The organism is Candidatus Methylomicrobium oryzae, assembly GCF_016745425.1.
In the GTDB taxonomy this organism is placed as follows: Bacteria; Pseudomonadota; Gammaproteobacteria; order Methylococcales; family Methylomonadaceae; genus Methylomicrobium; species Methylomicrobium oryzae.
Genome location: NZ_JAERVK010000002.1, coordinates 77,798 through 91,008, shown reverse-complemented (window position 1 = coordinate 91,008; position 13,211 = coordinate 77,798). Strand labels below are relative to the sequence as shown.

Annotated in this window: 13 protein-coding genes; 5 read left to right on the top strand and 8 right to left on the bottom strand. The window is 59.7% G+C overall.

The genetic code is table 11. From position 1 onward, the window contains the following. The first annotated feature begins 55 nt into the window (after positions 1-55). Positions 56-1,975 carry a glycoside hydrolase family 17 protein gene (locus tag JJL52_RS02475; protein ID WP_236994003.1) on the top strand — a complete coding sequence of 640 codons (1,920 nt, stop codon included), beginning with the start codon at positions 56-58 and terminating at the stop codon, positions 1,973-1,975. 195 nt (positions 1,976-2,170) lie between these two features. On the opposite strand, the gene dapE is transcribed toward JJL52_RS02475, so the two are convergent. The 7 genes from dapE to uvrD all read right to left on the bottom strand — a co-directional run bounded on the left by dapE (position 2,171) and on the right by uvrD (position 9,090). After that, complete coding sequence (dapE, locus tag JJL52_RS02470; protein WP_202050814.1) at positions 2,171-3,298, bottom strand: succinyl-diaminopimelate desuccinylase; 1,128 nt, start codon at positions 3,296-3,298, stop codon at positions 2,171-2,173. Next, positions 3,295-3,654 carry an ArsC family reductase gene (locus JJL52_RS02465; RefSeq protein WP_202050813.1) on the bottom strand — a complete coding sequence of 120 codons (360 nt, stop codon included), beginning with the start codon at positions 3,652-3,654 and terminating at the stop codon, positions 3,295-3,297. Before JJL52_RS02465 ends, dapE begins: the two co-directional genes overlap by 4 nt. After that, the gene (locus JJL52_RS02460) at positions 3,654-3,899 is read right to left on the bottom strand and encodes a hypothetical protein (protein ID WP_202050812.1); all 246 of its coding nucleotides are present in this window, start codon (positions 3,897-3,899) and stop codon (positions 3,654-3,656) included. Before JJL52_RS02460 ends, JJL52_RS02465 begins: the two co-directional genes overlap by 1 nt. A gap of 70 nt (positions 3,900-3,969) precedes the next feature. Further along, a complete protein-coding gene (gene dapD / locus JJL52_RS02455; protein WP_202050811.1) occupies positions 3,970-4,788 on the bottom strand; it encodes a 2,3,4,5-tetrahydropyridine-2,6-dicarboxylate N-succinyltransferase in 819 nt (272 codons plus the stop codon). 10 nt (positions 4,789-4,798) lie between these two features. Continuing rightward, positions 4,799-5,995, bottom strand: a complete 1,197-nt coding sequence (dapC, locus tag JJL52_RS02450) for a succinyldiaminopimelate transaminase (protein ID WP_202050810.1) — start codon at positions 5,993-5,995, stop codon at positions 4,799-4,801. Positions 5,996-5,998: 3 nt separating this feature from the next. Continuing rightward, on the bottom strand, positions 5,999-6,784 hold the full coding sequence (locus tag JJL52_RS02445) for a M48 family metallopeptidase (protein ID WP_202050809.1): 786 nt from the start codon (positions 6,782-6,784) through the stop codon (positions 5,999-6,001). Between the two features lie 131 nt (positions 6,785-6,915). Continuing rightward, positions 6,916-9,090, bottom strand: a complete 2,175-nt coding sequence (gene uvrD / locus JJL52_RS02440; protein ID WP_202051037.1) for a DNA helicase II — start codon at positions 9,088-9,090, stop codon at positions 6,916-6,918. A gap of 114 nt (positions 9,091-9,204) precedes the next feature. On the opposite strand from uvrD, the gene JJL52_RS02435 reads away from it, so the two are divergent. After that, complete coding sequence (locus JJL52_RS02435; RefSeq protein WP_202050808.1) at positions 9,205-9,444, top strand: YgaP family membrane protein; 240 nt, start codon at positions 9,205-9,207, stop codon at positions 9,442-9,444. Positions 9,445-9,541: 97 nt separating this feature from the next. On the opposite strand, the gene JJL52_RS02430 is transcribed toward JJL52_RS02435, so the two are convergent. After that, positions 9,542-9,988 carry an FxsA family protein gene (locus JJL52_RS02430; RefSeq protein ID WP_202050807.1) on the bottom strand — a complete coding sequence of 149 codons (447 nt, stop codon included), beginning with the start codon at positions 9,986-9,988 and terminating at the stop codon, positions 9,542-9,544. Positions 9,989-10,099: 111 nt separating this feature from the next. Here JJL52_RS02430 and cutA point away from each other — a divergent pair, with 111 nt between their 5' ends. Genes cutA through JJL52_RS02415 form a run of 3 tightly spaced genes read left to right on the top strand, consistent with a single transcriptional unit; the run spans position 10,100 to position 13,148 of the window. Continuing rightward, positions 10,100-10,426 (top strand): divalent-cation tolerance protein CutA, encoded by a 327-nt coding sequence (gene cutA / locus JJL52_RS02425; protein WP_202050806.1) that lies wholly within the window; start codon positions 10,100-10,102, stop codon positions 10,424-10,426. After that, complete coding sequence (locus tag JJL52_RS02420) at positions 10,408-12,630, top strand: protein-disulfide reductase DsbD (RefSeq protein ID WP_202050803.1); 2,223 nt, start codon at positions 10,408-10,410, stop codon at positions 12,628-12,630. The genes cutA and JJL52_RS02420 overlap by 19 nt, the downstream gene beginning before the upstream one ends. After that, entirely contained in the window at positions 12,627-13,148 is a 522-nt protein-coding gene (locus JJL52_RS02415; RefSeq protein ID WP_202050801.1) for a TlpA family protein disulfide reductase, read from the top strand. Before JJL52_RS02420 ends, JJL52_RS02415 begins: the two co-directional genes overlap by 4 nt. The last annotated feature ends 63 nt before the right edge of the window (positions 13,149-13,211 follow it).

Sequence of the window (13,211 nt, the reverse complement as noted above, 5' to 3'; positions counted from 1 at the left end):
CCGGACGCTATGATAGCAGGTAAATTTTTACTAGGGCTTTCTTCTACTTATGAAAATGGCACGGACTCTTTTATTTATCGTGTTGGCGGTGGCCGCCAATGTGTTGATCACCTGGCTGAATAATCTGCCCCAGGATGCCGGTGTCGATGTGCCCGACGGCAAGGTCAACAGCGTATCGTTTGCGCCGTTTCGCGAGGACCATAGTCCGTTGACGCTGGTTTTTCCGAATTCGCAGGAAATCGATGAGGATTTGCGGTTGTTGGCCGGCCAGAGCCACACGATCCGTACCTACGCGAGTTCGAAAGGATTGACCGAGGTGCCGGCGATCGCACGCAAATACGGTCTGAAGATGATTCAGGGCGCGTGGATCGGCGGTCCGACCGTCGCGAAGGAAAACGAGGAAGAGATTGCCGCGCTGATCAAGGCCGCGAACGAATACCCGGACGTGATCACGCGTGTGATCGTCGGCAACGAGGTGCTGCTGCGCGGGGAGCTCGAACCCGAGCAGCTGTTGAGTTACATCCGCCGGGTCAAGCAGGCGGTCAAGCAGCCGGTGTCCTATGCGGACGTCTGGTCTTTTTACATGCGCTATCCCGAAATTGCGAAGGAAGTCGATTTCTTCACCGTGCACATCCTGCCGTATTGGGAAGACGAGCCGCTGCCGGTCGATAAAACCGCCGAGCATATCGTGAAGAATTACCAGCGGATTCGCGATGCATATCCGGGCAAGCCGATTCTGATCGGCGAATCGGGCTGGCCGAGCGCGGGACGCCAGCGCGGCTGGGCGGTGCCGGGCGTGGTGAACGAGGCGAAATTCATCCGTTCGCTGGTGCAGGTTGCGAACAAGAACGGTTTCGACATCAATATCGTCGAAGCCTTCAACCAGCCCTGGAAGAGCAAGCTGGAAGGCGTGGTCGGCGCGAACTGGGGACTGTATTCGGTCGACCGCAAGCTGGTGTTTCCGTTGACCGGCAAGGTCGTCGAAAATCCGGGCTGGCCGAAGCGGATTGTTTTTGCGGGTTTGCTGACCCTGATCGCGGTCGGTTTTTATGCGAAGCGTTTGGCGACGCTTTCGGCGTTGCCGCTCTTGGGCTTTATCGGCTTCGTGCATTTGCTCAGTGCGCTGCAGGTCAATCAGACCGCCGACCTCTGGTATACCAGCTATAACGATATGGAGCGCTTTCATGCCCTGTCGATTGCCGCCTTAGGCATTGCGCTCGGCGCGCTGGTGCTGCAGCGGGGAGCGGAGCTTCTGCGTTGTGCGGAGCGCTACGCTTGTGTAGCGGTATGGAGCCGGTATTTGTTTTTGACCTTTGTCGCGCTGGCCTTCTATAAAGCCCAGGCGCTCGGCTTGAACGGCCGCTATTTGAACATTCCCTATCCTTTGACCTATATTCCGGTGATCGGCGCGCTGGGGCTGCTCGCGCTCGGCGCCCTCGGCGGGGAGCGCAACTGGCGGCTGGTTTTGGCAGAAATGTTCGGCGATTCGGAAAATTCACGTTCCCGCGCATGCCGGTTGAGTGCCTGGGCCGCGTTGGCTGGCGCGGCGCTGCTCGCTTTCGAGATCCATCAAACGATGATCGGCACCAATTTCCCGACCGCTTACCCCGTTTTCGCGGACAGACTCTATGCCGCTTTCATCACTTCGCTGACTTATAGTCAGATGCAGGGATGGGTGCTGCTGATCGCGGCGGTGATTTATCTCTTGCCGGCGAGGCTCCTGGCCGGGGTTCTGGTATTCGCAGTGCCGGCGCTGATCGTCGGCGAAACCTATGCCTTTATGATCGGCCACGATTTCATCGAAGCCCATCCCGATTTCGGCGACCGCCTGCAGACCGCGCTGCTTTATACGGTAACCAATTGCCAGATGCTGTGGTGGCTGGGCAGTCTGTTGGTGATGGCGCTGCCGCTATGGATGGCTGAACGGCGGCAGGCTGTGAGTGCGCCGGCCGCGGCGCCGGTGTCGATACCGTAAATCGAAGGTTGGGATAAAGGATGTCGCTTTAGACCTGCCAGGTTTTCAAAACCTGGCAGGTCTTTTCGGGTTTTATGGAAAGGATTTTGGGTCCGCTGCTGAAGCGGGTTTCAGGAGGAGCGTGTGCCAGGGCGGAGAAAACGAATTCGCGCCGCTAAACCGGAACCGCGGCCTGAATACTTCCCTATTCAATCGCTAGGTCAACAGCTTGATCAAAAGCTGTTCGTAAATCGAGGACAGCGTTTCCAGGTCCTGCAGGCCCACATGCTCGTTGACCTTGTGGATGCTCTCGTTCAAAGGCCCGAGTTCGATCACTTCGGCGCCGGTCGGCGCGATGAAGCGCCCGTCCGAGGTGCCGCCGCCGGTGTCATCGTGCGTGTCATAGCCGGTCACCGTCTTGATTGCCTCGTGCGCCGCATCGATCAGCCTGCCTTTCCGGGTCAAAAACGGATTGCCGGACAGGCGCCATTCAATGGCGTAGTTCAGGCCGTGGCGGTCGAAGATCGCCTGCGTGCGCTGCTTGATCGTCTGTTCGTCCAGCTCGGTGCAAAAGCGCAGATTGAACAGCACTTCGACCGATCCCGGAATGATGTTTTCTGCGCCGGTGCCCGAATGGATATTCGAAACCTGCAGGCTGGTCGGCGGGAAAAACGCATTGCCGGTGTCCCAGACCTCCTCAGTCAATGCCTTCAGCGCCGGCGCAAAGGTATGGATCGGGTTTTCAGCCAGCTCCGGGTAGGCGACATGGCCCTGGATGCCTTTGACGGTCAGTTTCGCGCAGAGCGAGCCGCGCCGCCCGACCCGGATCACGTCGCCGATCTTCTTGTCGCTGGACGGCTCGCCGACCAGGCACCAGTCGATCTTTTCGACTCGCGCTTCCAGTACCTCGACGACCTTTACCACCCCATGCGTCGCAATCCCTTCCTCGTCGCTGGTCATCATGACAGCGATCGAGCCTTGATGTTCGGGATGCGCGGCGAGGAAGCGTTCGAGTGCGGTCGTGAACGCGGCGATGCTGCCTTTCATGTCCGCCGCACCGCGGCCGTACAATTTGCCGTCGCGGACCGTCGGCTCGAACGGCGGCGACTGCCAGGCCTCGAGCGGTCCGGTCGGGACTACGTCGGTGTGTCCCAAAAAGACGAACAGCGGTTTCGCATCGCCCTTCCTGAGCCAGATATTCTGCGTATCCGCGAAATTCAGCCGCTCTTCGCGAAAGCCCAAAGGCGCGAGCCGCGCGGCCAGCACGTCCTGGCAGCCTTCGTCCTTCGGCGTGACCGAGGCGCGGCCGATCAGGTCTTTCAATAACTCCAGCGTCGCGCTCATCCTGTTGCTTCCGTCAAGTTCAACGAATCATAGTGGCCAGCCTTGAAGCCGATGTGCAGAGCACTGCCGGTGTCGAGTATCGGGCGTTTGATCAAAGTCGGCGTTTCGAGCATCAGCCGGGCCGCTTTCTCGCGGGTCAGATCGGCCTGCTGTTCGGGGCTCAGCTGCCGCCAGCTGGTGCTGCTCTTGTTCAGAAGCTTTTCCCAGCCGAGCCCGTCGATGAAGCGCTGCAGCAGCTCCGGTGCCAGGCCGTCGGCGCGAAGGTCGTGAAAACGGTGTTCGATCCGGTTCTGTTCCAGTGCCTGCCGCGCCTTTTTGCAGGTGTCGCAGTTTTTGATTCCGTACAACGTGATCATTACAGCTGGTTGTTCAACAGTTCATCGAGGCCGGGCAGCGATTTGTCGGTCTTGCAGCGGCCTTTGTAGACGTCGACGAATTCCATGAACGCCTGTTCCAGATCGTCCAGGATGTCCTGCTCGTTGTCGATATCTTCTTCCGGCACGTCGTCCGATTCCAGATATTCTTTTTGCAGGATGATTTCGCTGTTCAGCGACAGCAGGGCATAGATGATCGCATTGTTGGTCAGTTGATTTTCGCTCATGGGAAGTGGGGAGGGTAGGTGGAAGTGAAACCGGGACGGGATCGCCCCGGTCGTGTGGATGCCCAGTTGATCAGTCGCGGAGCAGTTCGTTGATGCCGGTCTTGCTGCGCGTCTTTTCGTCGACCTGCTTGATGATCACCGCGCAGTACAGGCTGTATTTGCCGTCCGAGGATGGCAGGTTGCCCGAAACGACGACCGAACCGGCCGGAATGCGTCCATAGGTGATTTCGCCGGTCATCCGGTTGTAGATCTTGGTGCTTTGGCCGATATAGACGCCCATCGAAATCACGCAGCCGTCTTCGACGATCACGCCTTCGACGATTTCCGAACGCGCGCCGATGAAGCAGTTGTCGCCGATGATGGTCGGGCCGGCCTGCAGGGGCTCCAAGACGCCGCCGATGCCGACGCCGCCGGACAGATGCACGTTCTTGCCGATCTGCGCGCAGGAACCGACCGTGACCCAGGTATCCACCATCGTGCCGCTGTCGACATAGGCGCCGATGTTCACGTAGGACGGCATCAAAATCGCGCCGGGCGCGATATAGGAGCCTTTACGGGCGACCGCGTTCGGCACGACCCGGACGCCGGCCTTCGCGAAGTCCTCTTCGCTGTAGTTCGCGAATTTGCATTCGACCTTGTCGTAATAGCGGGTGTTGCCGCCGTCCATTAGCCGGTTTTCATTGATCCGGAACGACAGCAGCACTGCTTTCTTCAGCCATTGGTTCGTGACCCAGTCGCCGTTCACTTTTTCGGCGACCCGGGCCTTGCCGGTGTCGAGCAGGTTCAGGCATTCCTGCACCGCGCCGCGCACTTCCGGCGAAACGGTAGCGGGCGTGATGTCGGCGCGCTGTTCGAATGCGGTATTGATGATGTTTTCTAAATCGGACATTGCTTGTTTTTTATAGAGTGTTAAGGAAATCTTTGATGCGCAGGGCCGCTTCGACGCATTCTTCGAGCGGCGCGACCAGCGCGATCCGGACATGATTCCGGCCCGGGTTCAGACCGCCGAACTCGCGGGACAAATAGCTGCCGGGCAGCACGGTCACGTTCTCTTGCGCAAACAATTGCTGCGTAAATTCGGTATCGCCGATCGGCGTTTTGATCCAGAGATAAAAGCCGGCGGGCGGCTTCGTCAGTTGCACCGCATCGCCCAAAATGTCGAGTACCGCGGCGAACTTTTCGCGGTACAGGCGGCGGTTCTCGGCCACGTGTTTCTCGTCGCCCCATGCCGCGATGCTCGCATGCTGGGTCGGCAGCGGCATCGCCGCGCCGTGATAGGTCCGGTATTTGAAATAGTCCTGCAGAATCGCCGCATCGCCGGCGACAAAGCCGGAACGCAGGCCGGGGGCGTTCGAACGCTTCGATAGGCTGTGGAACACCACGCAGCGTTTGAATGCGGTATTGCCGATTGCGAACGCCGCTTCGAGCAGCCCTGGCGGCGGGCTGTTTTCGTCGTCGTACAGTTCGCTGTAGCATTCGTCCGAAGCGATCACGAAGTCGTATTTCTCGGCGAGCCCGAGCAGCTTGATCAAGCCATCGCGCGGTATCACCCCGCCGCTCGGATTGCCGGGAGTGCAGATATACAGCAGCTGGCAGCGCCGCCAGACGCTCTCGGGCACGGCGTCGAAATCGGGCAGATATGCGTTCTCGGCGACCGTATTCAGAAAATACGGCTCGGCACCTGCGAGCAGCGCTGCGCCCTCGTAGATCTGATAGAACGGATTCGGCATCACCACGAGCGGGTCGGCGGTCGGGTCGATCAGGCACTGGGCGAACGAGAACAACGCTTCGCGAGTGCCGCTGACCGGCAGGATCTGCGTTTCGGGATCCAGCTGCCCTTCCGCGAGCTTGAAGCGGCGAGTCAGCCAGGCCGCGATGGCTTGGCGGAGCTCCGGCAGGCCTTTCGTGGTCGGATAGTTCGACAGGCCGTGCAGATGGATCAGCAGCGCTTCCTGGATCAGGTGCGGCGTTGCATGCGCCGGCTCGCCGATCGACAAGGCGATGTGTCGTTTGCCGGCCGGCGGCGCAATCCCTTTCTTCAGCGCGGCCAGTTTCTCAAACGGGTACGATTGGAGCTTGTGGAGATACGGCGTCATCGGTTATTGGCATTGGGGGCGCCGGCCCATCGCTTGCGCCTGTTGGTAAAAGCCCATCGCCTGCGGCATGTGCTGTTCGAGGTCGCGGATACGGGTGGCGTGCGAGGGGTGGGTGGACAGGAATTCGGCGGTTTGCTGGCCTTGTGTCGCCTGACTCATCCGTTGCCACAGGTTGATGCTTTGGCGGGGGTCGAAGCCGGCTTTGGCCATCAGGTCGACGCCGATGATATCCGCTTCGCTTTCCTGGGTCCGACCGTAAGGCATCAGCACGCCGTATTCGGCGCCGAGCCCGAGCATGCCGAACGCGGCCTGGCCGAGGGGCGATTGCGGATTGCCCATCGCCTGAATCATCGACATGCCCGAGTTGACGGCCAGTTCCTGCGAGGCACGTTCCGCGCTGTGTTTGGCCAGCACGTGGCCGATTTCATGGCCGATCACTGCGGCCAGCTGGTCCTGATTGGCGACCAGATTGAACAGGCCGGTGTAAACGCCGATCTTGTTGCCCGGCAGCGCGAAGGCATTGAACGAATCATCCTCGAACACCACGACTTCCCAGCGGCCGCCGGTGGTGCTTTGGGTAATATTGCTTGCAATGCATTGGGCAACCTGATTCAAGCGCGCATTGTTGCTGATCGGTTTGTCGCGCTTGATCGTTTCGAAGGCTTGCAGGCCCATCTGGTCGACCTGCGAGTCGGGTAATAAAATGAGCTGTGAACGTCCTGTCGGACTGGTGACGCAGGCGGTCAAAGCGAATGCCGCGGCCAACGCGGCGCAGATCTTCTTTAACATGATTCACCTCCCTATTCTTTGCAAAAGATCATTTTAACGTATCTTGATTGATGCGGGTTAGGATTAATGCGTGCATTAATGCGCGGGCTGGGCGCTGCAACTTCGACCGGCGGGACATGGTTGACGGCTTTTCACGGCAGGGTTTCGAGCCCTGCATAAGCCAGCATCAGCCATTTGACCCCGGCGCTCTTGAAATTGATCTGCGCGCGTTCCTGGGCGCCCTGGCCTTCGAGCTGCAGGATCATCCCTTCGCCGAACTTCGCATGGCTGACGCGCTGGCCGAGTTTGTACCGGCTAACCGACAGGGGCGAGGATGCCGAGGATTTCGCGGGCGAGGCGGCGGCCGGACGGCTGACGTGGGCGCGCAGTCTGACTTCCTGGACGCATTCGTCCGGAATTTCGCGCAGGAACCGGGACGGGCGCGGATACGTTTCGCGGCCGTAGAGGCGCCGGGATTCGGCATAGGTCATATATAAGGTCTGCATCGCCCGGGTCATCCCTACGTAGCAGAGCCGGCGCTCCTCTTCGAGGCGCTGCGGATCTTCGACCGACTGCAGCGACGGAAACAGGCCTTCCTCCATGCCGACCATGAAAACGACCTTGAATTCGAGGCCTTTGGCCGAATGCAGGGTCATCAATTGCACACAGTCGTCGAAATCGTCCCCCTGCATCTCGCCCGCTTCGAGGGCCGCATGCGCGAGAAACAGTTCGAGTGGAGCGAGGTTTTCCTCGTTGTCGGCGTTGAAATCGAACAGGCGCGCCGCATTCACCAGTTCCTCGAGGTTTTCGATCCGCTCTTCGCCTTGGTCGCCTTTGCTGTTCTGGTAGAACTCGATCAGGCCGGATTTCTCGACGACCCGTTTGACCTGTTCGAACAGTTCCATGCCTGCGGTTTCGGCGGCCAGCCGGTCGATCAGCTGCAGGAATCCGGCCAGCGCGTTGCCGGCGCGGGCGCTCAGCAGGCGCTGTTCGAGCATGAAGACGGCCGCGTTCCAGAGCGAGGCGCCGCGGTCGCGGGCGACATTCCGGATCTCGTCGACCGTTTTCTCGCCGATCCCCCGCGTCGGGGTGTTGACGACCCGTTCGAACGAGACGTCGTCGTCCCGGTTCGCAGTCAGCCGGAGATAAGCCAGCGCGTTCTTGATTTCGGCGCGCTCGAAAAAGCGCAGGCCGCCGTACACCCGGTAAGGAATGCCGGCCTGGAACAGCCGTTCCTCGAATTGCCGGGATTGCGCGTTCGAACGGTACAGAATCGCCGTGTCCCGGCGCGCGCCGCCTTCGCTGATCCAGGCGCGGATTCGTTCGATCACGAAAAACGCTTCGTCCTGCTCGTTGAATGCCGCGTACAGCGAAATCGGCTCGCCCTCGCCGGATTCGGTCCACAGTTCCTTGCCGAGCCGGCCCTCGTTGTGCGCGATGACCCGGTTCGCGGCCTTCAGAATGGTGCCGGTCGAGCGATAGTTCTGTTCGAGCTTGATGACTTCATGATTCGGAAAATGCTTCTGGAAGCTGTAGAGGTTCTCGATCCGCGCACCCCGCCAGCCGTAGATCGACTGGTCGTCGTCGCCGACCACGAACAGGTTGTTCCGGTCTTGGGTCAACAGGCGCAGCCAGGCGTACTGGATCGTATTGGTGTCCTGGAACTCGTCGACATGCACCTGCTCGAAGCGTTGCTGGTAGAAGGCCAGTACCTCGGGGTTGTCGCGCAGGAGCTCGTGGACCCGGAGCAGCAGCTCCGCGAAATCGACCAGGCCCGAGCGGTCGCAGAGCTCTTCGTAGGCGCGGTAAATCGCGATCATCTGTCTAAGATACGGATCGCCGGTTTCCGGCATGTGCCGGGCGCGGACGCCTTCGTCTTTTTGCGCGTTGATGAACCATTGCACCTGTTTCGGCGGCCAGCGCGCCTCGTCCAGATTCAATGACTGCAGCACGCGCTTGATCACGCGCAGCTGGTCGGCGGTATCCATTACCTGAAAGGCGTCCGGCAGTTTCGCCTGTTTCGCGTGGCGCCGGAGCAATCGATGCGCAAGGCCGTGGAAGGTGCCGATCCATAGGTTATGGGTCGGCCGCTGCAACAGTTCCTCGATCCGTCCGCGCATTTCGCGGGCCGCCTTATTGGTGAAGGTGACCGCCAGGATGCCATGCGGCGAAACGCCGACTACCTGGATTTGCCAGGCGATCCGGTGCACCAGCACGCGGGTTTTGCCGCTGCCGGCGCCGGCCAGCACCAGCATGGGCTGCGAAGGCGCGGTGACGGCCCGGCGTTGCGCATCGTTCAGGGGGTCGAGAAGGGAAGTGACGTCGATCATTTTTTATTGCTTGCACATTTTTTGTGTCTGTGTATATTTGTTCGGCTCTGGGAGTGACGGGCAGGGCCGCGCTTGGCGGAAAAACAACAATGACACAGTGAGGGTAAGAAGATGAGTTTTGATTTTAAACGTATGTTCAAATTTGAACACAATGTCGGCGAAAAAGAAAAAAAATACCGCATTTATGCGGGCGCCGCGCTGTTTGTGCTTTCGGTCGTTACCGCGTCGATCTTTTTGCTGGTCGTCGGCTGTGCGCTGATTGCGAGCGGCTTCTTCGGCTTTTGCCCGGTTTACGGCGGGCTCGGCAAGAATACCTGCGATACTGCCGGTTCAGCACCCGCCGGCGAATGATATACGTCAGGCTTGGGACTGCATTCTGCCTGTCTTGAGCCTGATCTCCGATCGCTTCCGTCTTTGCGGCTACGCAAAGCGCGAGCCGTCCGCCCGTTCATTCTTCCTTCCGGAACTCCCCTTCCAGCGCATCCCCGTGCGCCGCTTCGCGCGGGCCGAAAGGGCTGTTCGACTGGAGCACCTGGATCAGATGTTTTTCGAGGATATACTGGGCCACTTTTCGGCGCAGGGACGGGATCAGGCAAATCATCCCCAACAGGTCGGTGATGAATCCGGGCGTCAGCAGCAGTGCGGCGCCGACCAGCAGGATCGGTCCTTCGATGATTTCATAGGTCGGAATGTTCCCTTGCGCCAGGCTTTCCTGAAAGCGCCTGAGCGTTTGAAAGCCCTGCTGCCTGAGTAGCCATGCGCCGAGCACCGCGGTAAAGACCACCAGCGCGATGGTCGGAAAAGCGCCGATGAGGCCGCCGACCGTCAGCAGCAGATAAATCTCCGCGAACGGGATGGCCAGGAAGAACAGGAACAACAACTGGAAGATTTTCATCTAAAAGCTCGGTTTAAGGTCTGATTGATCTTGAGAAATCCAACAATAGTAAGGGTATTGACTGCGAATTTCTAGCATAATATCCGCCTTTCGCTTATTCGCCAGCAAAACATGCCGAACGACGCCCAATTGATTCTTTGCACCTGCCCGGACCGGGAGACAGCGGAAAAAATCGCCCACAGGCTGGTCGAAAGCCGGCTGGCGGCCTGCGTGAATATTCTGCCCGGCCTGACTTCGATTTATACCTGGGAAAACCGGCTCGAAACGGCTGAGGAACATCTGCTGCTGATCAAAACGGCCGGCGGCCGCTATCCGGATGTCGAACAGTCGATACGCGAGCAGCATCCCTACGACTTGCCCGAAATCATCGCCCTGCCTATTGCGCGCGGCCTGCCTGGTTATCTGAACTGGATCGATGCATGCGTCTCTACCGACTGATTTTTTTCTGCCTGTTGCTCACTACCCGAAATGCGGTCTTCGCCCTGAACAGCGAAGACTTGCTGCCGCCCGACCAGGCGTTCAAGGTTTCGGCGCTGGCGCTCTCGCGCGGCCAGCTTGAATTTTCCTGGGATATTGCCGAGGGCTTCTCGCTTTACCGGAAGAATCTGCGTTTCGAATCCAAAACCGAGGGGGCCGAACTCGGTACGCCCAGCCTGCCGGACGGCAAGACCAAGCATGACGAAATGCTCGGCGATACGGTGCATTACCGGAACAAGCTGACGGTGCCGGTGCCTGTAAAGGCCGGCGACGCGATTCGCTCGGTGAGCGTGCTGGCGCGTTACCAGGGCTGTTCGGACGAGGGGGTCTGTTATCCGCCGCAAAAGAAAACGCTCGACATCGCGCTGCCGGTTGCGATGGCTGCCGCTTCCGTCAATCCGCTCCAGAATTTGGTCAAAGGCATCACCGGTCTGGCTTCTTCGGCGCAGGAGGATCTCTTGCCGCCCGATCAGGCTTTCCAATTTTCCGCGGCGGTCGGCGATCCGAATACCTTACAGGTGAACTGGCAGATTGCGTCCGGTTATTATATGTACCGGGATAAAACGAAGCTCGAATTGATCGATGCGGGCGGCACTGCGCTGGGCGCTTACGAAATGCCGCACGGCGAACCGAAAGACGACCCGGAGTTCGGACAGGTCGCGGTTTTTCACGACGAGCTGAGTTTCGATCTGCCACTGCGGCGCGGCGGCCAAGCCGCGCAGACGGTCACGCTGAAGGCCTTCTATCAGGGCTGCGCCGAGCGCGGCGTCTGCTATCCGCCGATGAGTAAAGAAGTGAAACTGGACTTGCCCGTGGCGCAGCAGATGGCCGCGGCGGCTGCGAAGCCGCAGGCGCCGGTGTCGGAGCAGGACCGGATCGTGCAACTGCTCAAGCACGACAGCCTGGGCATGACGCTGGCCAGCTTTTTGGGCTTCGGGCTGTTGTTGTCGTTTACGCCCTGCATCTTCCCGATGATTCCGATTCTGTCCGGGATCATCGTCGGCCATCGCGCGATCACCACGCTGCGCGCTTTTTCGCTTTCGCTCAGTTATGTGGTCGCCTCGGCGCTGACTTATACCTTGTTCGGCGTCCTTGCCGCGCTGTTCGGCGGCAACCTGCAGGCGGTTTTCCAGCAGCCCTGGATCATTGCGGTTTTCAGCGCCGTGTTCGTGCTGCTGTCGCTGTCGATGTTCGGTTTTTACCATCTCGAATTACCGAAGTCCTGGCAGGTCAAACTGCATAATTCGAGCGAGCGGCACCGTGACGGGTCGCTGTGGGGAGCGGCGATCATGGGTTCGCTGTCGTCCCTGATCGTCGGACCGTGCGTGGCCGCGCCTTTGGCGGCGGCGCTGATCTACATCGGCCAGACCGGCGATGCGGTGCTGGGCGGCAGCGCCCTGTTCGCGATGGGCATGGGCATGGGGGCGCCGCTGCTGCTGGTCGGCGCCTCGGCCGGCAAGCTGCTGCCGAAGGCCGGCGCCTGGCTGAACGCGACCAAGGGCGTGTTCGGGGTGATCATGCTCGCGATGGCGGTCTGGATGTTGAGCCGTATTCTGCCGCCGGCGGTCACCATGCTGCTGTGGGCGATACTTTTGATCATTCCGTCGATCTATCTGAATGCGATCGATCCCTTGCCCGAACACAGCAGCGGCTGGCGGAAGCTCTGGAAAGGCGTCGGCCTGATCATGCTGGCTTACGGCTTATTGTTGTTGATCGGCGTCTCGGGCGGCGCCACCAATCCGCTCAAGCCTTTGCAGGGCGTGTTGATCAGCGGGGCCAGCGCCGGCGCCAGGCAGGAAGGCATCGTTTTTCGGCGCGTTGCGAATCTTCGGGAGCTTGAACAGCGGATTGAAGAAGCCAGTGCACAGGGCCGCCATGTGATGCTCGATTTTTACGCCGACTGGTGCATCTCCTGCAAGGAGATGGAAGCCTATACTTTTACCGATCCGAAGGTCAAACAGGCGCTGGCCGATTTTGTACTGCTGCAGGCCGATGTGACCGAGAATTCCGAACAAGACCAGGCCCTGCTCGCGAAATTCAAACTGATCGGCCCGCCGGCGATCCTGTTTTTCGGCCCGGACCGGCAGGAAAGGGCTGCGCAGCGGGTGATCGGCTATCAGGACAGCGCTACTTTTATCGAAACTTTACAACGGATCAAACCATGAAGCAGGCGGCTATTGTGATCATCATCGGGTTATTGGCGCTGGCCGGCGGCATCGCGCTGCGCTACAGCCTGTATCCCGCCCCGGAAACCGAGGTTTCGCCGTTACCGGAGTTCACGCTCCCCGATCTGGAGGGGCGCAACCGTTCCATCAGGGAATGGAAAGACAAGATTCTGGTGATCAATTTCTGGGCAACCTGGTGTCCTTCCTGCCGCGAGGAGATGCCCGATCTGGTCGCTTTGCAGACGCAGTATGCGGCGCAGGGCGTGCAGGTGATCGGGGTGGCGCTCGAAGACAAGGCGCCGGTCGAAGAGTATCTCGATTTCGTCAAGATCAATTATCCGACCCTGATCGCCGGCGATCAGGGCATGGCGCTGGCCGGCCAATTGGGCAACCGGGCCGAAGCGATTCCTTTCACGGTCGTGGTCGACCGGCACGGGATGATCGCGAACCGGCATCTCGGCAAGTTTACGAAGTCGGAGCTTGAAACCGTCATCGAGTCGATGGTCGACCGGAAATAAATCCGCTGCCGCCGTTACTGGCTCAAATCATCCCTGTTTGGCCTGAAATCCGTTGAGCCGAAT

Bases quoted from the DNA above. Each gene is read 5' to 3' on its own strand.
- JJL52_RS02475 (WP_236994003.1), top strand. From the start codon at position 56: ATGGCACGGACTCTTTTATTTATCGTGTTGGCGGTGGCCGCCAATGTG.
- dapE (WP_202050814.1), bottom strand. From the start codon at position 3,298: ATGAGCGCGACGCTGGAGTTATTGAAAGACCTGATCGGCCGCGCCTCG.
- JJL52_RS02465 (WP_202050813.1), bottom strand. From the start codon at position 3,654: ATGATCACGTTGTACGGAATCAAAAACTGCGACACCTGCAAAAAGGCG.
- JJL52_RS02460 (WP_202050812.1), bottom strand. From the start codon at position 3,899: ATGAGCGAAAATCAACTGACCAACAATGCGATCATCTATGCCCTGCTG.
- dapD (WP_202050811.1), bottom strand. From the start codon at position 4,788: ATGTCCGATTTAGAAAACATCATCAATACCGCATTCGAACAGCGCGCC.
- dapC (WP_202050810.1), bottom strand. From the start codon at position 5,995: ATGACGCCGTATCTCCACAAGCTCCAATCGTACCCGTTTGAGAAACTG.
- JJL52_RS02445 (WP_202050809.1), bottom strand. From the start codon at position 6,784: ATGTTAAAGAAGATCTGCGCCGCGTTGGCCGCGGCATTCGCTTTGACC.
- JJL52_RS02435 (WP_202050808.1), top strand. From the start codon at position 9,205: ATGAGTTTTGATTTTAAACGTATGTTCAAATTTGAACACAATGTCGGC.
- JJL52_RS02430 (WP_202050807.1), bottom strand. From the start codon at position 9,988: ATGAAAATCTTCCAGTTGTTGTTCCTGTTCTTCCTGGCCATCCCGTTC.
- cutA (WP_202050806.1), top strand. From the start codon at position 10,100: ATGCCGAACGACGCCCAATTGATTCTTTGCACCTGCCCGGACCGGGAG.
- JJL52_RS02420 (WP_202050803.1), top strand. From the start codon at position 10,408: ATGCGTCTCTACCGACTGATTTTTTTCTGCCTGTTGCTCACTACCCGA.
- JJL52_RS02415 (WP_202050801.1), top strand. From the start codon at position 12,627: ATGAAGCAGGCGGCTATTGTGATCATCATCGGGTTATTGGCGCTGGCC.